This window comes from Paenarthrobacter sp. NPDC057355 (assembly GCF_042667405.1).
In the GTDB taxonomy this organism is placed as follows: domain Bacteria; phylum Actinomycetota; class Actinomycetes; order Actinomycetales; family Micrococcaceae; genus Arthrobacter.
This window is the reverse complement of record NZ_JBHVAL010000009.1, coordinates 34,454-55,246: the sequence shown is the minus strand read 5'-3', so window position 1 is coordinate 55,246 and position 20,793 is coordinate 34,454. Positions and strand designations below refer to the sequence as shown.

19 protein-coding genes are annotated in these 20,793 nt (G+C 61.9%); 18 read left to right on the top strand and 1 reads right to left on the bottom strand.

What is annotated here, in order from left to right; all coding sequences use genetic code 11:
- The first annotated feature begins 65 nt into the window (after positions 1-65).
- The 7 genes from ACFUOZ_RS12055 to ACFUOZ_RS12025 all read left to right on the top strand — a co-directional run bounded on the left by ACFUOZ_RS12055 (position 66) and on the right by ACFUOZ_RS12025 (position 13,346).
- Entirely contained in the window at positions 66-3,965 is a 3,900-nt protein-coding gene (locus tag ACFUOZ_RS12055) for a DNA-directed RNA polymerase subunit beta' (protein WP_377548268.1), read from the top strand.
- 415 nt (positions 3,966-4,380) lie between these two features.
- The gene (rpsL, locus tag ACFUOZ_RS12050; RefSeq protein ID WP_009358312.1) at positions 4,381-4,755 is read left to right on the top strand and encodes a 30S ribosomal protein S12; all 375 of its coding nucleotides are present in this window, start codon (positions 4,381-4,383) and stop codon (positions 4,753-4,755) included.
- Between the two features lies 1 nt (position 4,756).
- Complete coding sequence (gene rpsG, locus ACFUOZ_RS12045; RefSeq protein WP_003803829.1) at positions 4,757-5,227, top strand: 30S ribosomal protein S7; 471 nt, start codon at positions 4,757-4,759, stop codon at positions 5,225-5,227.
- A 69-nt stretch (positions 5,228-5,296) separates the two neighbouring features.
- A complete protein-coding gene (gene fusA / locus ACFUOZ_RS12040) occupies positions 5,297-7,411 on the top strand; it encodes an elongation factor G (protein WP_144659413.1) in 2,115 nt (704 codons plus the stop codon).
- A 231-nt stretch (positions 7,412-7,642) separates the two neighbouring features.
- Entirely contained in the window at positions 7,643-8,833 is a 1,191-nt protein-coding gene (gene tuf, locus ACFUOZ_RS12035) for an elongation factor Tu (protein ID WP_144659414.1), read from the top strand.
- Positions 8,834-9,382: 549 nt separating this feature from the next.
- Positions 9,383-13,192, top strand: a complete 3,810-nt coding sequence (locus tag ACFUOZ_RS12030) for a hypothetical protein (RefSeq protein WP_377548265.1) — start codon at positions 9,383-9,385, stop codon at positions 13,190-13,192.
- 28 nt (positions 13,193-13,220) lie between these two features.
- Entirely contained in the window at positions 13,221-13,346 is a 126-nt protein-coding gene (locus ACFUOZ_RS12025; RefSeq protein WP_281450706.1) for a hypothetical protein, read from the top strand.
- A 53-nt stretch (positions 13,347-13,399) separates the two neighbouring features.
- Here ACFUOZ_RS12025 and ACFUOZ_RS12020 read toward each other — a convergent pair whose 3' ends face one another.
- Positions 13,400-14,833, bottom strand: a complete 1,434-nt coding sequence (locus ACFUOZ_RS12020; protein ID WP_377548262.1) for a GH1 family beta-glucosidase — start codon at positions 14,831-14,833, stop codon at positions 13,400-13,402.
- 383 nt (positions 14,834-15,216) lie between these two features.
- On the opposite strand from ACFUOZ_RS12020, the gene rpsJ reads away from it, so the two are divergent.
- From rpsJ to rpsQ, 11 genes are read left to right on the top strand one after another with little or no spacing between them, the layout of a single operon-like run.
- The gene (rpsJ, locus tag ACFUOZ_RS12015; RefSeq protein WP_003803825.1) at positions 15,217-15,525 is read left to right on the top strand and encodes a 30S ribosomal protein S10; all 309 of its coding nucleotides are present in this window, start codon (positions 15,217-15,219) and stop codon (positions 15,523-15,525) included.
- A 17-nt stretch (positions 15,526-15,542) separates the two neighbouring features.
- Entirely contained in the window at positions 15,543-16,193 is a 651-nt protein-coding gene (gene rplC / locus ACFUOZ_RS12010; RefSeq protein ID WP_144659417.1) for a 50S ribosomal protein L3, read from the top strand.
- 4 nt (positions 16,194-16,197) lie between these two features.
- Complete coding sequence (gene rplD, locus ACFUOZ_RS12005) at positions 16,198-16,815, top strand: 50S ribosomal protein L4 (RefSeq protein WP_018776684.1); 618 nt, start codon at positions 16,198-16,200, stop codon at positions 16,813-16,815.
- A complete protein-coding gene (gene rplW / locus ACFUOZ_RS12000) occupies positions 16,812-17,117 on the top strand; it encodes a 50S ribosomal protein L23 (RefSeq protein ID WP_011775593.1) in 306 nt (101 codons plus the stop codon). The genes rplD and rplW overlap by 4 nt, the downstream gene beginning before the upstream one ends.
- 29 nt (positions 17,118-17,146) lie before the next feature.
- Positions 17,147-17,986: a 50S ribosomal protein L2 gene (gene rplB, locus ACFUOZ_RS11995; RefSeq protein ID WP_021472409.1), complete on the top strand. Its 840-nt coding sequence runs from the start codon at positions 17,147-17,149 to the stop codon at positions 17,984-17,986.
- Between the two features lie 12 nt (positions 17,987-17,998).
- Positions 17,999-18,280, top strand: coding sequence for a 30S ribosomal protein S19 (rpsS, locus tag ACFUOZ_RS11990; RefSeq protein ID WP_011775591.1), 282 nt, complete (start codon positions 17,999-18,001; stop codon positions 18,278-18,280).
- Between the two features lie 39 nt (positions 18,281-18,319).
- Positions 18,320-18,685: a 50S ribosomal protein L22 gene (gene rplV / locus ACFUOZ_RS11985; RefSeq protein ID WP_018776683.1), complete on the top strand. Its 366-nt coding sequence runs from the start codon at positions 18,320-18,322 to the stop codon at positions 18,683-18,685.
- Complete coding sequence (rpsC, locus tag ACFUOZ_RS11980; protein WP_011775589.1) at positions 18,686-19,507, top strand: 30S ribosomal protein S3; 822 nt, start codon at positions 18,686-18,688, stop codon at positions 19,505-19,507. It abuts the gene before it with no gap.
- Positions 19,508-19,924, top strand: coding sequence for a 50S ribosomal protein L16 (rplP, locus tag ACFUOZ_RS11975; RefSeq protein WP_003803795.1), 417 nt, complete (start codon positions 19,508-19,510; stop codon positions 19,922-19,924).
- 2 nt (positions 19,925-19,926) lie between these two features.
- Positions 19,927-20,247, top strand: a complete 321-nt coding sequence (rpmC, locus tag ACFUOZ_RS11970; protein WP_377548258.1) for a 50S ribosomal protein L29 — start codon at positions 19,927-19,929, stop codon at positions 20,245-20,247.
- The gene (gene rpsQ / locus ACFUOZ_RS11965) at positions 20,244-20,540 is read left to right on the top strand and encodes a 30S ribosomal protein S17 (RefSeq protein WP_144659419.1); all 297 of its coding nucleotides are present in this window, start codon (positions 20,244-20,246) and stop codon (positions 20,538-20,540) included. Before rpmC ends, rpsQ begins: the two co-directional genes overlap by 4 nt.
- The last annotated feature ends 253 nt before the right edge of the window (positions 20,541-20,793 follow it).

Genomic DNA, 20,793 nt, shown 5'->3' with positions numbered 1-20,793 from the left:
GATCAGCTCCCTCTTCCCGTAACCAAGACTTCAGAATTTAGAGAACAAGAGAGAACAGGGACCATATGTCCAGCGAATCCTCCTTCGGCCTCATGCAGATCGGCCTCGCCACCGCGGAAGACATCCGTGGCTGGTCTTACGGTGAGGTCAAGAAGCCGGAAACCATCAACTACCGCACGCTCAAGCCCGAGAAGGACGGCCTCTTCTGCGAGAAGATCTTCGGCCCGTCCCGCGACTGGGAATGCTACTGCGGCAAGTACAAGCGCGTCCGCTTCAAGGGCATCATTTGCGAGCGTTGTGGCGTTGAAGTCACCCGCGCCAAGGTGCGCCGTGAGCGCATGGGCCACATCGAACTGGCTGCGCCTGTAACCCACATCTGGTACTTCAAGGGCGTTCCCTCGCGCTTGGGCTACCTTTTGGACCTGGCACCGAAGGACCTTGAGAAGGTCATCTACTTCGCTGCCTACATGATCACCAGCGTTGACACCGAGAGCCGTCACGCCGAACTGCCGAACCTCCAGGTTGAGCACGACCTCGAGAAGAAGCAGATGATCGACAACCGCGACAGCGACATCGCCACGATCGCCCGCGACCTTGAAGACGAGCTTGCCCGTCTTGAAGGCGAAGGCGCCAAGGCTGCCGACAAGAAGAAGGCCCGCGACTCCGCGGACCGCCAGATGGCGAACGTCCGCAAGCGTGCCGACGCCGACATCGAGCGCCTTGAGCAGGTCTGGGACCGCTTCAAGAACCTCAAGGTTGCTGACCTTGAAGGCGACGAAGGCCTCTACCGCGAACTGCGCGACCGCTACGGTCTGTACTTCGAGGGCTCCATGGGTGCCGAGGCCATCAAGAAGCGCCTGGAAACCTTCGACATGCAGGCTGAGGCTGAGTCACTGCGCGACACCATCCAGAACGGCAAGGGCCAGCGCAAGACGCGTGCCCTGAAGCGCCTGAAGGTTGTCAACGCATTCCTGACCACCAACAACAGCCCGCTTGGCATGGTCCTCGACGCCGTCCCGGTGATCCCGCCGGAACTGCGCCCGATGGTCCAGCTCGATGGTGGCCGCTTCGCGACCTCCGACCTCAACGACCTCTACCGTCGTGTGATCAACCGCAACAACCGCCTCAAGCGCCTGCTTGACCTCGGCGCTCCGGAGATCATCGTCAACAACGAGAAGCGCATGCTTCAGGAAGCTGTTGACAGCCTCTTCGACAACGGTCGTCGTGGCCGCCCCGTCACGGGTCCGGGCAACCGTCCGCTGAAGTCCCTGAGCGACATGCTCAAGGGCAAGCAGGGTCGTTTCCGCCAGAACCTGCTCGGCAAGCGTGTTGACTACTCCGGCCGTTCGGTCATCGTTGTTGGCCCGCAGCTGAAGCTGCACCAGTGTGGTCTGCCCAAGCAGATGGCCCTGGAGCTCTTCAAGCCGTTCGTGATGAAGCGCCTGGTTGACCTCAACCACGCCCAGAACATCAAGTCGGCAAAGCGCATGGTCGAGCGTTACCGTCCGCAGGTCTGGGACGTGCTCGAAGAGATCATCACCGAACACCCGGTGCTGCTCAACCGTGCACCTACCCTGCACCGCCTCGGCATCCAGGCCTTCGAACCGCAGCTTGTGGAGGGCAAGGCAATCCAGCTTCACCCGCTGGTTTGTGGCGCCTTCAACGCTGACTTCGACGGCGACCAGATGGCAGTACACCTGCCGCTGAGCCCGGAAGCCCAGGCCGAAGCCCGCATCCTGATGCTGTCCTCGAACAACATCCTGAAGCCCTCCGATGGCCGTCCGGTGACCCTGCCTTCGCAGGATATGATCATCGGTCTGTACCACCTGACCACCAAGCGCGTCGGTTCCGCCGGCGAAGGCCGCATCTTCTCCTCGGTTTCGGAAGCAATCATGGCGTACGACGCCCGTGAGCTGCACCTGAACTCCCAGGTCAAGATCCGCCTGGACGACTTCGTGCCGTTCGCTGGCTGGGAAGCTCCGGAAGGTTGGGAGCCCGGTCAGCCGGCTCTCGTTGAAACCTCCCTCGGCCAGGTCATCTTCAACCAGACCCTGCCTGAGGACTACCCCTGGGTTGAGGCTGTTGCGGACAAGGGCGAACTGTCCCGGATCGTCAACGACCTCGCAGAGCGCTACCCGAAGGTTGTTACGGCGGCAACGCTGGACAACCTGAAGGACGCAGGCTTCTACTGGGCCACCCGTTCGGGTGTCACGGTTGCTATCTCTGACATCGAGGTTCCGGCTTCCAAGCCGGGCATCCTCGCAGGTTACGAGGGCATGGCCGCCAAGATCCAGGGCCAGTACGACAAGGGCCTGATCGACGACGACGAGCGTCGCCAGGAACTGATCGAGATCTGGAACAAGGCAACCAACGAGATCGCCCAGGCGATGCGCGACAGCCTGTCCCCGATGAACACCATCAACCGCATGGTGTCCTCCGGTGCACGTGGTAACTGGATGCAGGTCCGCCAGATCGCGGGTATCCGTGGTCTTGTGGCCAACCCGAAGGGTGAGATCATCCCGCGTCCGATCAAGTCCTCCTACCGCGAGGGCCTGTCGGTGCTGGAATACTTCATCGCCACGCACGGTGCCCGTAAGGGTCTGGCCGATACCGCTCTGCGTACCGCCAACTCGGGTTACCTGACCCGTCGTCTGGTGGACGTTTCGCAGGACGTCATCGTCCGTGAAGAGGACTGTGGCACCGAGCGCGGTCTGGTCACCCCGATCGCCGTGCCGGATTCCAACGGTGAGCTCGTCCTGGACGAGAACGTCGAGAACAGCGCCTACGCACGTACGCTGGCTGTCGACGTCGTCGATGCCCAGGGCAACGTCCTGGCTCCGGCCGGTACCGACTGCGGCGACGTCGTCATCGACCAGCTGCTGGCTGCAGGCATCACCGAGGTCAAGGTCCGCTCCGTACTCACCTGTGAGTCCAAGGTCGGTACCTGTGCACTTTGCTACGGCCGTTCGCTGGCCACCGGCAAGACCGTGGACATCGGAGAGGCCGTGGGCATCATCGCCGCACAGTCCATCGGTGAGCCCGGTACCCAGCTGACCATGCGTACGTTCCACACCGGTGGTGCTGTTTCCGCCGGTGGTGGCGACGACATCACCCAGGGTCTGCCCCGTATCCAGGAGCTCTTCGAAGCCCGTACTCCGAAGGGTGTCGCACCGATTGCTGAAGCAGCCGGCCGCATCACCATCGAAGAGTCCGAGCGCCAGATGCGCCTGGTGATCACTCCGGACGACGGTTCCGAAGAGATCGCCTACCCGGTACTGCGCCGTTCACGCCTCCTCATCGAAGATGGCGAGCACGTCAGTGTCGGCCAGAAGCTGATCAACGGTCCCGTGGACCCGAAGCAGGTTCTGCGCATCATGGGTCCGCGTGCGGCACAGAAGTTCCTCGTGGACGAAGTGCAGGGCGTGTACCGCAGCCAGGGTATTGGTATCCACGACAAGCACGTCGAGGTTATCGTGCGCCAGATGCTGCGCCGCGTGACCGTCATCGAATCCGGCGACTCCGACCTGCTCCCCGGTGAGCTTGCAGAGCGCGCCCGCTTCGAGGACGAGAACCGCCGCGTCGTGTCCGAGGGCAAGTCCCCGGCTTCGGGTCGTCCGGAACTCATGGGTATCACCAAGGCTTCCTTGGCTACCGAGTCCTGGCTGTCGGCCGCTTCCTTCCAGGAGACCACCCGCGTCCTGACGCAGGCGGCCATGGAGGGCAAGAGCGATCCTCTGCTCGGCCTGAAGGAAAACGTCATCATCGGTAAGCTCATCCCGGCCGGTACGGGTCTGCCCCGCTACACAGAGGTCACTGTGGAGCCGACGGAAGAAGCGAAGGCAAGCCTGTTCACGGGCCCCAGCGCTTTCACCGACTTCTCCTATGACGCCCTGGGTGGCGACGGCGCTCCCGAGTTCCACGCCATCCCGCTGGATGACTACGATCTCGGCAACGACTTCCGCTGATCCGTTGCTTTGATGCTGTAAAGGACAGGCCCCGCACTTTCGAGTGCGGGGCCTGTCCCGTTTACGGCAGTATGCCGCCCGGCTCGCCGGGGGAGAGGAGGACGACGGCGGCAGCTGCGTTCCGCCGTCGTCCTCCATACACCCGATTAAGGCTCCAGATCAAGCCGTGCTAGACTTTTGGTAATTGTTCTGTGTGGCAGTGGATGAAGGCCGCCGCAGCATCATTTTGGTTTTGTTCTCATGGTGCTGGGTGGAGCCTGTTTCCGGGTTGCGGGCAACATGCGCAACGAATGCCGCACTTTTGCACGCCTACCGGAGGTTTCGGCCGGCTGCACGAGCAACGCCAAAGTTCCCACGTTTACACAGGCTGGCGCCCGTGTGTGGGGGCAGAGATCAAACAACGGAGAACACGAAAGTGCCTACGATTAACCAGCTGGTCCGCAAGGGCCGCACGCCGAAGGTCTCCAAGACCAAGGCTCCCGCGCTGAAGGGCAGCCCGATGCGTCGCGGTGTTTGCACCCGCGTTTACACCACCACCCCCAAGAAGCCGAACTCGGCTCTTCGTAAGGTGGCACGTGTGCGCCTCAACGGTGGCGTGGAAGTTACCGCTTACATCCCCGGTGTTGGCCACAACCTCCAGGAGCACTCCATCGTGCTCGTTCGTGGTGGTCGTGTGAAGGACCTCCCGGGTGTCCGCTACAAGATTGTCCGTGGCGCACTCGACACCCAGGGTGTCAAGAACCGCAAGCAGGCCCGCAGCCGTTACGGCGCAAAGATGGAGAAGAAGTAATATGCCTCGCAAGGGTCCGGCCCCGAAGCGGCCGCTAGTTTCCGATCCCGTTTACGGCTCCCCGTTGGTCACGCAGCTGATCAACAAGGTTCTGGTTGACGGCAAGAAGTCCACCGCAGAGCGCATCGTTTACGGTGCCCTCGAAGGTGCACGTGCCAAGTCCGGCGGCGACCCCGTTGCCGCTCTCAAGAAGGCCATGGACAACGTCAAGCCTTCCCTCGAGGTGCGTTCACGCCGCGTTGGTGGCGCCACCTACCAGGTTCCGGTTGAGGTCAAGCCGGGCCGCTCCACCGCCCTCGCTCTGCGTTGGCTCGTGGGCTACTCCAAGGCCCGCCGGGAGAAGACCATGACCGAGCGCCTCCAGAACGAAATCCTGGATGCCTCGAACGGTCTCGGTGCCGCTGTCAAGCGTCGCGAAGACACCCACAAGATGGCCGAGTCGAACAAGGCCTTCGCACACTACCGCTGGTAAAACTTCCCGAACGCCGCCGGCTCCACCGAGCCGGCGGCGGACGTGTAGTCCATCCGAAAGGGAGACCCCGTGGCACAGGACGTGCTTACCGACCTTAACAAGGTCCGCAATATCGGCATCATGGCCCACATCGATGCCGGCAAGACCACCACTACCGAGCGCATCCTGTTCTACACGGGTGTGAACCACAAGATCGGCGAGACGCACGACGGCGCCTCGACGACTGACTGGATGGAACAGGAAAAGGAACGCGGCATCACCATCACGTCTGCCGCCGTGACTTGCTTCTGGAACCAGAACCAGATCAACATCATCGACACCCCGGGCCACGTGGACTTCACGGTCGAGGTTGAGCGCTCCCTGCGCGTCCTCGACGGCGCAGTCGCAGTGTTCGACGGCAAGGAAGGCGTGGAGCCGCAGTCCGAGACTGTTTGGCGCCAGGCTGACAAGTACAACGTTCCGCGTATCTGCTTCGTCAACAAGATGGACAAGCTCGGTGCCGACTTCTACTTCACCGTAGACACCATCATCTCCCGCCTTGGTGCCAAGCCGCTGGTCATGCAGCTGCCGATCGGTGCCGAGAACGACTTCATTGGTGTGGTTGACCTCCTCGAAATGCGCGCCTTGGTTTGGCCTGGCGACGCAAAGGGTGACGTCACCATGGGTGCTTCCTACGAAGTGCAGGAAATCCCGGCGGATCTCCAGGCCAAGGCCGAAGAGTACCGCGCACAGCTCGTTGAGACTGTGGCCGAGGCTTCCGAAGAACTCATGGAGAAGTACCTCGAAGGTGAAGAACTCACCCTTGAGGAGCTCAAGGCCGGCATCCGCAAGATGACCATCAACTCCGAGCTGTACCCCGTGTTCTGTGGCTCTGCCTTCAAGAACCGCGGTGTCCAGCCGATGCTTGACGCTGTTGTCGACTTCCTGCCGAACCCGCTCGACGTCCCGCCGATGATCGGTCACGATCCTCGCGACGAAGAGAAGGAACTCACCCGCAAGCCTTCTGCCGACGAGCCGTTCTCGGCCCTCGCCTTCAAGATTGCGGCTCACCCGTTCTTCGGTCAGCTGACCTTCGTCCGCGTGTACTCCGGTCACGTTGAGGCCGGCGCCCAGGTGGTCAACTCCACCAAGGGCAAGAAGGAACGTATCGGCAAGCTGTTCCAGATGCACGCCAACAAGGAAATGCCCGTCGAGGGCGCTACCGCCGGCCACATCTACGCAGCCATCGGTCTGAAGGACACCACCACGGGCGACACCCTGTGCGATGCCAACAACCAGATCGTCCTTGAGTCCATGAGCTTCCCGGAGCCCGTGATCTCGGTTGCCATCGAGCCCAACACCAAGGGTGACCAGGAGAAGCTCTCCACGGCTATCCAGAAGCTCTCCGCTGAGGACCCGACCTTCCAGGTCTCCCTCAACGAAGACACGGGCCAGACCATCATCGCCGGCATGGGCGAGCTCCACCTGGACATCCTGGTGGACCGCATGCGCCGCGAATTCAAGGTCGAGGCAAACGTCGGCAAGCCGCAGGTTGCTTACCGCGAAACCATCAAGCGCGCAGTCGAGCGTCATGACTACACGCACAAGAAGCAGACCGGTGGTTCTGGTCAGTTCGCAAAGATCCAGATTGCGATCGAACCGATGGACACCGCTTCGGGCGAACTGTACGAGTTCGAGAACAAGGTCACTGGTGGCCGCGTTCCGCGCGAATACATCCCGTCTGTCGACGCCGGTATCCAGGATGCACTGAACGACGGCGTCCTGGCCGGTTACCCGGTTGTCGGCATCAAGGCCACGCTGATCGACGGCGCGTCCCACGATGTTGACTCCTCGGAAATGGCGTTCAAGATCGCCGGACGTATGGCTTTCAAGGAAGCTGCACGCAAGGCGAACCCTGTTCTGCTTGAACCGCTGATGGATGTTGAGGTCCGCACACCTGAGGAATACATGGGTGATGTTATTGGTGACCTGAACGCCCGCCGTGGCCAGATGCAGTCCATGGAAGACGCAGCAGGTGTGAAGGTTATCCGTGCACACGTTCCGCTGTCCGGCATGTTCGGTTACATCGGTGACCTGCGGTCCAAGACCCAGGGTCGCGCTGTGTACTCCATGACGTTCAACAGCTACGCGGAGGTCCCGAAGGCAGTAGCCGACGAGATCATCCAGAAAACCCGCGGCGAGTAATCTCCCGGTAACGGATGCAATTCCGGTATCGGGAAGGCATCTAAGCGCATGAGGCGGGGCTGTGGCGAGAGCCGCAGCCCGGCCCCTGCGCAAACAGACTCGAGGAACTATTATTGGTTCCTGAATCTGCAATTTCATCAAAACCAAGCCCCCAAGTAGACTTGCTAAAGTTTCTGCCGCGAAAAGCGCGGCCGAGGAGCACTTCACTTGAAATCGTTCTAGGAGGAACCTGTGGCAAAGGCAAAGTTCGAGCGGACTAAGCCGCACGTCAACATCGGCACCATTGGTCACGTTGACCACGGTAAGACGACGCTGACTGCCGCCATTTCCAAGGTGCTGTACGACCAGTACCCGGATCTCAACGAGCAGCGCGACTTCGCGTCGATCGACTCCGCTCCGGAAGAGCGCCAGCGTGGTATTACCATCAACATCTCCCACGTGGAGTACCAGACCGAGAAGCGCCACTACGCACACGTAGACGCCCCGGGTCACGCTGACTACATCAAGAACATGATCACCGGTGCTGCCCAGATGGACGGCGCAATCCTCGTGGTTGCCGCAACCGATGGTCCGATGGCTCAGACCCGTGAGCACGTTCTGCTCGCCCGCCAGGTTGGTGTTCCCTACCTGCTGGTCGCACTGAACAAGTCCGACATGGTTGATGACGAAGAACTCCTCGACCTCGTCGAAATGGAAGTTCGTGAGCTCCTGAGCTCGCAGGGCTTCGATGGCGATGAGGCTCCGGTTGTTCGCGTTTCCGGCCTCAAGGCTCTGGAAGGCGACCCGGTTTGGGTCAAGTCCGTACAGGACCTGATGGCAGCTGTCGACGAGTCCGTTCCGGACCCCGTACGTGACCGCGACAAGCCGTTCCTGATGCCGATCGAAGACGTCTTCACGATCACCGGTCGTGGCACCGTTGTTACGGGCCGCGCCGAGCGTGGAACCCTCGCCATCAACTCCGAGGTCGAGATCGTCGGCATCCGCCCGGTCCAGAAGACCACGGTTACCGGTATCGAGATGTTCCACAAGCAGCTCGACGAAGCATGGGCCGGCGAGAACTGTGGCCTCCTGCTCCGCGGTCTGAAGCGCGACGATGTCGAGCGTGGCCAGGTTGTCGTCAAGCCGGGTTCCATCACCCCGCACACCGACTTCGAGGCCAACGTCTACATCCTGTCCAAGGACGAAGGCGGACGTCACAACCCGTTCTACTCCAACTACCGCCCGCAGTTCTACTTCCGTACCACGGACGTAACCGGCGTTATCACCCTGCCGGAAGGCACGGAAATGGTTATGCCTGGCGACAACACTGAGATGACCGTTGCGCTCATCCAGCCGATCGCTATGGAAGAGGGCCTCGGCTTCGCTATCCGCGAAGGCGGCCGCACCGTTGGTTCGGGACGTGTCACCAAGATCATCAAGTAGTCATTGCTTGTAGATCGGTGATTTCCCGGCACTGCCGGTAGATTGCTCGGAAGAACCCCATCGCTTCTGCGGTGGGGTTCTTCTTTGCTATCATTTATCTATCGAATGGATAAAAGCTGGCTGACTCTCGGCCAGTGAGACCGAGGAGTTGCCGTGAACGCCCTGCTGATTGTGATGCTGCTTGCCATAACTGCAGTGATCAGTAACGCCGTCGGCCGGAAGCAAGGCCGTAAGGCGGCCCTTCGGGACGGCACCCCATCCAGTACCACGGATCCGCAGTCCTACCGGGCGGGTTTCCTGGCAGGGCATATCGCTGGATGGCGGGACGCAGAGGCCAAACGGCGGGGGAGTACACCACCGCCAAAACCACAACCTCAGCCCCGGCCCGCGCAATCGCAGCCGCAGCCCCAGTCCGCGCAGCCGGCGCTCGCGCAGCCGGCGTTCGCGCAGCCCACGCCGCCAGGGCGCGTCCAGTCGGCCCCGCCGCTCTTCACTGCTCCTGTTCCAGTCCCACCCGCTTCAGTCGGCGTTCCCTTTCAGGGGCCGGCCGTGGGCGGCGGAAGACCTGGACGGGAAACGCCCGCCGAGGTTGCAGCGCGCAAGGCAAAGCGGGACCAGCAGAACATTAACATCACCCTCTACGTCGCCAGCCTGTTGTTGGTGGCCGCAGGTGCACTCTTCGTAGGAACCAGCCTTCCCGAGTTGTTCCGTTTTGCTGGAATCTGTTTCATCACCACGCTGTTCTACGTGTCCGGACTGGTCATTCACGCCAGGGTCCCGCGCTTGCGACCTGCCGCTACAGCATTCGTGGGAACGGGGCTCGCGCTCATCCCGGTCACCGGGCTGGCCATGTACAACTTTGTGCTCCACAGCGGGCCCGCCGCTTGGTTGGTCACATCCCTGTTTGGAACCGCTCTTTATGCCTATACAGCGCTAAGGCTGGACAACAAGGTCCTGGCCTACTTGTCACTCAGCTTCATGATTTCCACCGCGTGGTCTGGCGTCTCCGTCCTTGGTGGGGCGCTGGTCTGGTACTTCACGGCCTTGATTGGCGTGGCCATAGTCCTCACAGTGGCAGCATTGCTGAGGCCGCGCTGGCTGCCTCCCTTGTACGTCCGCCCGTTGATGATGCTGCACCCTTACGTGGTTCCACTGGTTGCGTTGGCCGTGACGCTGACCCCGCACCTTCTGGCAAAGGGGGAGTACGCACTGGTCATGCTGATGTGCGGTACTTACTTCGCCGTGATGGCCGCCGTACCACGGGCGCGGTTCAGGGTCCAGCATGTCTATGCCTCGCGGCTCGCCTTGACGCTGGCAATTACGGGGCTGGTCTGGGATGTCTCTTCCGACATCAGCACAGTGCTGTTTGCTGCGGTTCTCTGCCTGGGTGTCCAGGCCCTTGGGATGGCCTTCGGAGGCGCGAGGTTTGCTCCCCGTCTCTGGTGGTCCGATTCATTATCCTGTTTGGCCCTGCAGTTGCTTTCGTCCACCGTGCTGACGGTTGTGCTGGGGCTTGGCGCATTTGACTTGCCTGTACACCTTCCGTTGGCCGTGACCATGCTGACGGCCATGTGCCTGGGCTGGAAGCTGCGTCATGGTGTTGAGTTTGCCCCCGCGGGTGTCCTTGTAGCGGCCTTGGCGTTCAGTCCGTGGCTGGGTGCCTGGCCGGTCACGATTCTCCTGATCTCCGCCGCGATTTTCTGGTTCCTGTTGACGATTGCCACCACCGACTACCGCCGGCAGCTCGTCTTTGCCGGGCGGATTGCCTTGACTGCCGCTGCGCCGGCCGCGGTGGCCGCCATGTTCGAAAACAGTCCGGACAGGCTCACTTTCTCGCTGGTGGCATTCGTGGCCGCGTCAGCTTTGCAGCAGTTGGTGAATGGGGTCCTTGCAGCCAACGGAACCAAAGTTCTGGCGCCGCAGTCTTCCATTGTGGGGTTCGGTACAGCTGCAATCGTGGGGCTGCTGGCGCTGCCGGCATTCGACCACAGCCCAGGTCGCGCCTTCGTCGCCGTGGCGCTTCTGTGGGTCCTCGGTGCCGGGGTGGTGTCCGGGTTCTTGTTGTTCCAAGGTTCCCGAAGTGCCCGGACCGGGCCCGCTTCATGGGTCCCGACCGTTGGTGAAATTCTCGCCCCGGCAACTGCTTTGCTGACAGGAATTCTTGCGGTTGCCACCGTTTCGTTGACCGTGGGAAACGTGGTTCTCCTGGTCGCCGTGGCTTACTTCTGCACAACTGCCCTGCGGATCAGCCGCCCATTCCATCGGCAGGTGTACTGGTGGTTGGCGCGGGCAGGCGGCACGCTCCTGGCGGCATTAGTCTATGTCGATGCCACGGACCACGGCTGGCGTGTCGTCCTTGCGGGCGAGATCCCAACAGTCCCCTTGGTGGTAGTGGTCGTGGCCGCACTACAACTGGCCCTTCCCCTGAGCAGATCCAGCCGGCGTCGGGCCCCGACGGCTTCGATGATCGACGCTGCCGTGCTGCTTGGAGTGATGGCTGTTGCCACGATTGTCCTCACTGTGGACGGGCGAGTGGTGTACCGTTTCCTGCACGATGGCTGGCAGCCCGGTGTCGCGGCGTTGGCCACTGCCCTTGCCGCCATACTGTGCGGCGTGACCCTGCGCCGCCACCCTGGCTCGTGGCTCTTCGCCCCAGTAGCGTGTGCTCTTCTTCTGGTGGTCCGGGCGGGTGACGTCCGCGACGTCGAGATCCTGTTGGGACTTTTTGCCGCCTACAGCGCTTTCATGGCGTGGACCGTTCCGGACCGGGCGCTTCGTGGTGGATACCTGATCGGGGCCCGCGTACTGTTCACGGCTTTCGTGGCAGTCGTGGTTGCCGACGCCACGTCTTCCTCGGCGGCTGTGACCATCGCTCTGGCTTTGGTTCTGTTGGTGCAGCACAGCGTGACGTTGCTCTTGCGCTCTTTCAGGGCGGACATCGCGTTCCAGGGTGGCACAGTCGTGCCAACGTTGGTTGCCCAGCTCCTGCTGCCTTTGGCGTACCTTGCGGCAAGGGATTACGACGACGGTGGCCGTTGGGTGGTTCTGCTCGGCTTGGCCTTCGTCCCGGCGTCCGCTGCCTTGGCGTGGCGCTTGATGGGTACACAGGGAAGCCGACCAGTGCCCGGTCCCCAGCGGATTGTTGCGGCATACCTGAGCGTCGTTGCAGTCATCGGAGGAGTGCTCGCGGCGGGTCCGGCACTGAGCTTTCCGTCTGCTACGTGGCTTTATCAACCACTGATGGATGGGTCACAGGTGCCCGTGGTTTTGCTGGGACTGGCTCTGGTGCCCGTTGCTACCCGGGCCCTGACCGCGCCGCGACCACGCGGCGCTGCGGGGGTTGGCACCGCCTGGCGTTGGTTCTGGCTGGCGTCATCCCTGGCCATGGTTTTCACGGGCGGACTGTTGGCTCTCACTGTTTCTGCTGGACTCAGCGGATTGTCAGTACTTGTCTTGGCTCTTGTCCTGTTTGCCGCCTCGCATCTTGAACGGATACCTTCCCTCTACGCAGCGGCCGCGCCGTCCGTGCTGGTTGGTGCGGTACCCGCCGTCGGGGGTTTGCTGGAGGGCCTGCCAGCCGGTGTCTGGACTGACTACGCGGCCTGGCTGATTGGTGCGGTCGGTTCTGCTGTGCTCCTTTACGCCTTCAAGGTCTTTGGGGGGCCTGCTATCAGTAGCGAACCCTGGAGGCATCGGGCCCTGGCTGCCACGGCTGCCCTGGCTCTCGCATCGTCGGCCGTCGTCGGAATGGGGCGCGATGAAACGTCCTTGGTGGCCTTCGGACTGGTGCTCGCGCTGGGTGCGCTTGTGGTGGTCGAGGTCCCGCAGGGCAAATGGCTTGCCGGCGAAGTGGCGGCATTGGCATCCGTGGCCGCACTGCAGCGGGCGGTCCTGTTTACTGACGGAGCCAGGCCGGACTGGTTCTGGACAGTGCAGTGGTACGTCGCGGCAGCTGCCGTTATGGCAGGGCTGCGCTATATCAAGGGCCAGCGCCAAGATGGCTTGTGGCGACTGTGCGCGGGGGCAGGGATCCTGTCGTTGACATCGGTGGCAACCATCTTTGCCGGCACCTCGGCCCAGCAACTGTACGTCCTGGTGGCGCACGTGGTGCTGCTTGTTGCGGGACTCGTCGTGGCCGACCGCATGCCGGTGGTTTGGGGCGCCATCGGCGTGGTGTTGAGCGTCATGTGGGCGCTACGCACGTACGCTTTCGCCATGTTGGCGCTGGTGGCCGTTGGGCTCATCGTCCTCGCAGTGTGGCGCTTGAACCGCAAGCCGACCGCGGGTTCCGAAGCCCAGCCGGAAGGCCAGGGTACGGATCAGACGGAGCCCTCCCAGGGCTCCGGCGGCATCCGATAGGCTTACAGTTCAAGAAGAGGAGCGTGGGATGGAATTCCTGATTTTCCTGGCAGTCATAGCTGCCATCGGTGGTGCGGTCCTGTGGGGACGCAAGAATTTCCGGCAGGAGATCGACAGGGCCAAGCGAATCCGCCGCGCCAACAAGAACCAGTAGCTTCCGGTCCTGAGGTTGCCTGGCTGACCGCGGAGGGACTTAACCGGCCTGGGTTACATCTCCCGCCTGCGCGCGTGCGCCAATGAACGCAGCCAGTAGAACGATTCCTTCGGTGTCCGTTCCAACGTGTCAAAGTCCACATGGACCAGGCCGAAGCGTTGCGAGTAGCCAGCCGCCCACTCAAAATTGTCCAGCAGGGTCCACACGTAGTAGCCGCGCAGATCAACCCCTTCAGCCACGCCCCCCGGGCCGGCCGCCGTCACGGCGTGTCCCAGGTGCTCGGCCAGATACGTGATGCGGTTGGTGTCCTTGATGGCCCCGTCCACGCGGGCCGGCTCAGGGAAGCTGGCGCCTCCCTCCGTAATGTAGACAGGCGGCAAGGCAGGGCCATACCGCTCCTTCATTTCGTGGAGCACCGTGGCGAGCTGCTCAGGTGCCTCGGGCCAGCCAAAGCCGGTGGTTTCGTATTCCTGGTAGGCGGCCAGATGGAACGGAACATTTCCCATTTCTTCGGCCTGCCCCGTCGGTATCTCGGCGGGCCCCCGTCCGGAGGCTACTTTGATGGGGTAGTAGTAGTTCAGGCCATAGAAATCCAGGGGCTGGCTGATGGTCTCGAGGTCGCCGTCGAGGACCGGGCCCAGGGAGCGGAACCAAGGCCACAGGGGAAGCGACGGCTTGGGGTATTGGCCAAGGAGGACTGCGTCGGCGTAGATACGGTTCAGTATCAGGTCCAGTGCCTCAGCCATCAGCCGGTCCGACAAGCGGTTGCTCGCCGGCCGCACCGGGGAATGCATGTTGGACAGTCCGATCTCTCCTTTTACCCCTTCTGCCCGGAGCGCTTTGACCGCCAGCCCATGGCCCAGCAACTGGTGATGTGCGGCAGGGAGGCAGTCGAACAGCAGTTGACGGCCAGGAGCGTGCGCCCCAAGCGCGTAGCCCTGCAGGGTCACGGAAACAGGTTCGTTCACCGTGACCCAGCGGTCCACGCGGTCTCCGAAGCGACGGGCCGCGATTGCGGCATACTCTGCAAGCCTCTGGGAAGTGTCCCGGTTCATCCAGCCGCCCGCATGCTCCAAGGGAAGCGGGGTATCCCAGTGATAAAGGGTGACCATGGGGGAGATGCCAGCCGCCAGGAGCTTGTCCAGGAGGCGGTCGTAGAAGTCCAGGCCGCGCTGGTTGAGGGCACCCTGGCCGTCCGGCTGGATCCTGGGCCAGGAGAGCGAGAGGCGGTAGGAGTCGATACCGAGCTCCTGCATGAGGGCTATATCCTCATCCGCGCGGTTGTAGTGGTCGCATGCGATGGCGGGGGAGCCGCCGTCGACTATTGCCCCCGGCTTTTCCGCGAACGCGTCCCAACCGGAGGGGCCGCGTCCGTCAGCAGTGAGGGCGCCCTCTATCTGGAAGGCAGCGGCTGCGACTCCCAGAGTGAAACCAGGCCGCAAGCGAGCAGCGAGATCTTCCACTGAGCCTGAATCCTGGACGGACATGCCACCATCATCCACAGTCGGCAGGGGCCGGGCAATGGCCATTCCCGGCTCGATTGGCCTTTGCTTCGGATTTCCGCCATACTGGATGAGTTGTTCAAGCGCTTCTTCGTGTCCCGATCCGGATAATGCCGGGTGCCAGGGTCCAGGTTGAAGCCCAAACATAACCCTGAACCCCATGGAATGCGGTCGAGTCTGCGTGGAAATCGCGACACGCCCGACCGCGGGGGTCGGTGCGCCGGCAGGTTGAGGAACCCGGAATATCCGGATTCAGCTTGTGCGGCGTGTGGTGGTATTACCTCAAACGCCTCGGCGGCCACATCAACAGGTAAGTAAACAGAGCAGCCCTAACTAGAGCAGCACTAGCTGAAAGAGAGTCAGGCGACATGGCGGGACAAAAAATCCGCATCCGGCTGAAGTCATATGACCACGAGGTCATTGATGTTTCAGCGCGGAAGATCGTTGAGACGGTCACGCGCGCAGGCGCAACGGTAGTCGGCCCGGTGCCGCTGCCCACGGAGAAGAACGTTTACTGCGTTATTCGCTCTCCTCACAAGTACAAGGACAGCCGTGAGCACTTCGAAATGCGTACTCACAAGCGTCTGATCGACATCATCGACCCCACGCCGAAGGCCGTTGACTCGCTTATGCGTCTCGACCTGCCTGCAGACGTGAACATCGAAATCAAGCTCTAGGGAGGTGCTGAGAGACTATGACCGCAACCCGTAACGTAAAGGGCCTGCTGGGCACGAAGCTCGGCATGACCCAGGTCTGGGACGAGAACAACAAGCTCATCCCGGTAACTGTCGTCCAGGCTGACTCCAACGTCATCACGCAGCTGCGCAACGCAGACGTCGATGGCTATGTCGCCGTCCAGATCGGCTACGGCCAGATCGACCCCCGCAAGGTCACCAAGCCGCTGGCTGGTCACTTTGAAAAGGCTGGCGTCACCCCTCGCCGCCACGTCGTCGAACTGCGTACCGCAGACGCCGCATCCTACGAGCTGGGCCAGGAGCTCTCTGTTGAGATCTTCGAAGCCGGCCAGAAGATCGACGTCGTCGGCACCTCCAAGGGTAAGGGCTTCGCCGGTGTTATGAAGCGTCACGGCTTCTCCGGTGTTGGCGCTTCCCACGGTGCCCACAAGAACCACCGTAAGCCTGGCTCCATCGGTGGCGCATCCACCCCGAGCCGCGTCTTCAAGGGCCTGAAAATGGCCGGCCGCATGGGCGCCGAGCGTCACACCACGCTGAACCTCACGGTTCACGCTGTTGACGTTGAGAAGTCGCTGCTCCTTATCAAGGGTGCCGTCCCCGGCGCCCGCGGCCAGGTCGTACTCGTACGTTCCGCCGTGAAGGGAGCCTAGTTCAATGACTAGCACTGTCAAGGTTGACCTGCCTGCAGAGATCTTCGACGTCCAGACCAACGTGCCGCTGCTGCACCAGGTCGTCGTCGCACAGCTCGCTGCTGCACGCCAGGGTACCCACAAGACGAAGACCCGCGCCGAGGTTTCCGGTGCAGGTCGCAAGCCGTTCAAGCAGAAGGGCACCGGCCGCGCCCGTCAGGGTTCCATCCGTGCTCCTCACATGACCGGCGGTGGCGTTGTCCACGGTCCGACACCTCGTGACTACAGCCAGCGCACCCCCAAGAAGATGAAGGCTGCTGCTCTGCGCGGTGCCCTGTCTGACCGCGCCCGCAACGGCCGCATCCACGTCATCGCTGAACTGGTCGCCGGCACCAAGCCGTCCGCCAAGGACGCACTGGCTTCGCTGCGCTCCGTCACCGAGCGCAAGAACCTGCTCGTCGTTATCGAGCGCGCCAACGATGTTGCTGCACTGTCCGTGCGCAACCTCCAGGATGTTCACGTTCTGTACGCAGACCAGCTGAACACCTACGACGTGCTCATCTCCGACGACGTGGTCTTCACCAAGGCTGCTTTCGAGGCGTTCGTCGCTGACAAGGCAAAGAACGAGGAGGCCTCCAAGTGAGCGTAACCACCATCAAGGATCCGCGCGACGTCGTGCTTGCACCCGTCGTTTCGGAAAAGAGCTACGGTCTGATCGACGAAGGCAAGTACACCTTCCTGGTGGACCCTCGCTCGAACAAGACCGAGATCAAGCTGGCCGTTGAGAAGATCTTCTCGGTCAAAGTTGACTCGATCAACACCATCAACCGTGCCGGTAAGCGCAAGCGCACCAAATTCGGCTGGGGACAGCGCAAGAGCACCAAGCGTGCGATTGTCACCCTCAAAGAAGGCACAATCGACATCTTCGGCGGTCCGCTCGCGTAGCGGAGACCACTTTAACGAGGAAATAAATTATGGGAATCCGTAAATACAAGCCGACTACCCCGGGCCGTCGCGGCTCGAGCGTAGCCGACTTTGCTGAAATCACGCGATCGACTCCGGAAAAGTCGTTGCTGCGTCCGCTGCACAAGACCGGCGGCCGTAACAACACCGGTAAGATCACCACCCGTCACAAGGGTGGTGGGCACAAGCGCCAGTACCGTCTGATCGACTTCCGTCGTCACGACAAGGACGGCATCAACGCCCGCGTAGCCGAAATTGAGTACGATCCGAACCGTACGGCACGTATCGCTCTCCTGCACTACGTTGATGGCACCAAGCGTTACATCATCGCCCCCAACAAGCTGTCCCAGGGTGACTTCGTCGAGGCTGGTCCCGACGCTGACATCAAGCCGGGCAACAACCTGCCGCTGCGCAACATCCCGGTTGGTACCGTAATCCACGCAGTTGAACTGCGTCCGGGTGGCGGCGCCAAGATGGCCCGTTCCGCAGGTGCTTCGGTACAGCTCGTCGCAAAGGAAGGCCGTTTCGCCCAGCTGCGTCTGCCCTCCGGTGAAATCCGCAACGTTGACGTGCGCTGCCGCGCAACCGTCGGCGAGGTCGGCAACGCCGAGCAGTCGAACATCAACTGGGGCAAGGCCGGCCGTATGCGCTGGAAGGGCGTTCGCCCGACCGTCCGTGGTGTAGCCATGAACCCGGTTGACCACCCGCACGGTGGTGGTGAAGGTAAGACTTCCGGTGGACGTCACCCGGTTAACCCGAACGGCAAGCCTGAGGGCCGTACCCGCCGTCCGAACAAAGAGAGCGACAAGCTTATTGTTCGTCGCCGCCGTACTGGCAAGAACAAGCGATAGGAGCCTGGACACATGCCACGCAGCCTGAAAAAAGGTCCTTTCGTTGACCAGCACCTCTTTGTGAAGGTCGCACGGGAAAACGATAAGGGCACCAAGAACGTCATCAAGACCTGGTCCCGTCGTTCGATGATCATCCCCGACATGCTCGGGCACACGATCGCCGTACACGACGGACGCAAGCACATCCCGGTGTTTGTCACTGAGTCGATGGTCGGGCACAAGCTCGGCGAATTCGCTCCCACGCGGACATTCCGCGGCCATGTTAAGGACGACCGTAAGGGCAAGCGCCGCTAAGGCGCCTGACTTTACGTCTTAGACGAGAGAAGGAAAGCAATGGAAGCCAAGGCTATTGCGCGTCACATCCGCGTAACGCCTATGAAGGCCCGGCGCGTCGTCAACCTTGTTCGTGGTAAGCAAGCGAATGAGGCTCTGGCAATTCTGAAGTTTGCCCCGCAGGCAGCTTCGGAGCCGGTATTCAAGGTACTTCAGTCGGCAATGGCCAACGCACGCGTCCTCGCGGACCGTGACGGCGTTGCATTCGACGACAGCGACCTGTTCATCAGCGAAGCATTCGTTGACGAAGGCCCGACCATGAAGCGGTTCCAGCCGCGTGCCCAGGGCCGCGCCTACCGCATCAGGAAGCGGACCAGCCACATCACTTTGGTCGTGGCAACCCCGGAGAAAGAGGAGGCTCGCTAAGTGGGACAGAAAGTAAACCCGCACGGGTTCCGACTCGGCATCACCACCGACCACGTTTCGCACTGGTTCGCTGACAGCACCAAGCCCGGACAGCGCTACAAGGACTTCGTCCGCGAGGACATCAAGATCCGTCAGCTCATGTCCACCGGCATGGAGCGCGCCGGCATCGCCAAGGTCGAGATCGAGCGCACCCGTGACCGTGTCCGCGTGGATATCCACACGGCACGCCCGGGTATCGTTATCGGCCGCCGCGGCGCCGAAGCAGACCGCATCCGCGGCGAGCTCGAAAAGCTCACCGGCAAGCAGGTCCAGCTGAACATCCTCGAGGTCAAGAACCCCGAGATGGAAGCACAGCTTGTTGCCCAGGGCATCGCTGAGCAGCTGACTTCCCGCGTGGCTTTCCGCCGTGCGATGAAGAAGGCAATGCAGTCCGCACAGCGTGCAGGTGCCAAGGGCATCCGTGTTGCTTGCTCGGGCCGTCTGGGTGGCGCAGAAATGTCCCGCTCGGAGTTCTACCGCGAAGGCCGTGTGCCCCTGCACACCCTCCGTGCGAACATCGACTACGGCTTCTACGAAGCCAAGACCACCTTCGGCCGCATCGGTGTGAAGGTTTGGATCTACAAGGGTGACGTAACCGCCAAGGAACTGGCCCAGCAGGCAGCTGCTGCTCCGTCCCGTGGCCGTGCAGGAGACCGTCCGGGCCGCCCGGGTGGCGACCGCCGTCGTCGTAACGACCGTCCGGCAGCTGAGGCAGCACCTGCTGCCGTTGAAGCACCGGCCGCTGAAGCTGCTGCTCCTGCAGCAGAAGGAGGACAGGCTTAAATGCTTATCCCACGTCGAGTCAAGCACCGTAAGCAGCACCACCCGGGTCGTTCCGGCGCTGCTACGGGCGGCACCAAGGTCAGCTTCGGTGAGTACGGTATCCAGGCCCTGAGCCCGGCATACGTTACGAACCGTCAGATCGAGTCCGCTCGTATCGCGATGACCCGCCACATCAAGCGTGGCGGTAAGGTCTGGATCAACATCTACCCGGACCGTCCGCTGACGAAGAAGCCTGCTGAAACCCGCATGGGTTCCGGTAAGGGTTCTCCGGAATGGTGGGTCGCAAACGTCAAGCCGGGCCGGGTTCTCTTCGAACTCTCCGGTGTCAATGAAGAGGTAGCTCGCGAGGCCCTGCGCCTGGCAATCCACAAGCTGCCGTTGAAGGCACGCATTGTGCGTCGCGAAGGTGGTGAATAGAAATGGCAGTAGGGTCGAAGGATCTCGCACCCGCACAGCTGGACGGTTTCGACAACGAGCGTCTCGTTGAAGAACTCCGCAAGTCCAAGGAAGAGCTGTTCAACCTGCGTTTCCAGTCCGCCACCGGACAGCTGGAGAACCACGGTCGCCTGCGCGCGGTAAAGAAGGACATCGCACGCATCTACACCGTTCTCCGTGAGCGCGAGCTGGGCATTCGTGCCGAGGTTGCCGCACCGGTTGTGGAAGCCAAGGAAGAAGAGAAGTCCAAGAAGGCTGCCAAGGCTGAAAAGGCCGAGGTTGAAGCTGGAGAGGACGCCAAGTGAGCGAGAAGGAAAACGTGACGGAAGCAGCAGCCAGCGCTGAACAGCGCGGTTACCGTAAGACGCGTCGCGGCTACGTTGTCTCCGACAAGATGGAAAAGACCATCGTTGTCGAGGTTGAAGACCGCGTGAAGCACGCTCTGTACGGCAAGGTTATTCGCCGCACCTCGAAGATCAAGGCTCACGACGAGCAGAACACCGCCGGCATCGGCGACCTCGTTCTGATCGCCGAGACCCGCCCGCTGTCCGCTACCAAGCGGTTCCGCCTGGTGGAGATCCTCGAAAAGGCCAAGTAAATCCGACGCCGGGCCCGCCCGGCATGGATTCACTGGAAAGGTCCGCATTCCCAACGGAATGCGGACCTTTCCGCTTTCCTGCCCGTTTCGGTCGAAGGCTGGAAACGTGCTAGGATATTGAGTTTGTATGGCGCCACTTGTGCGTCGTCCACTACCTCGTAAACAATCGTGCCGCTGCATACTGCCCCGCGCAGAGTTTTCTGCAAGGGAAGCTGATGCTCGTGGCACGGGCGTTTAGGCCTGTTCTGGCAAA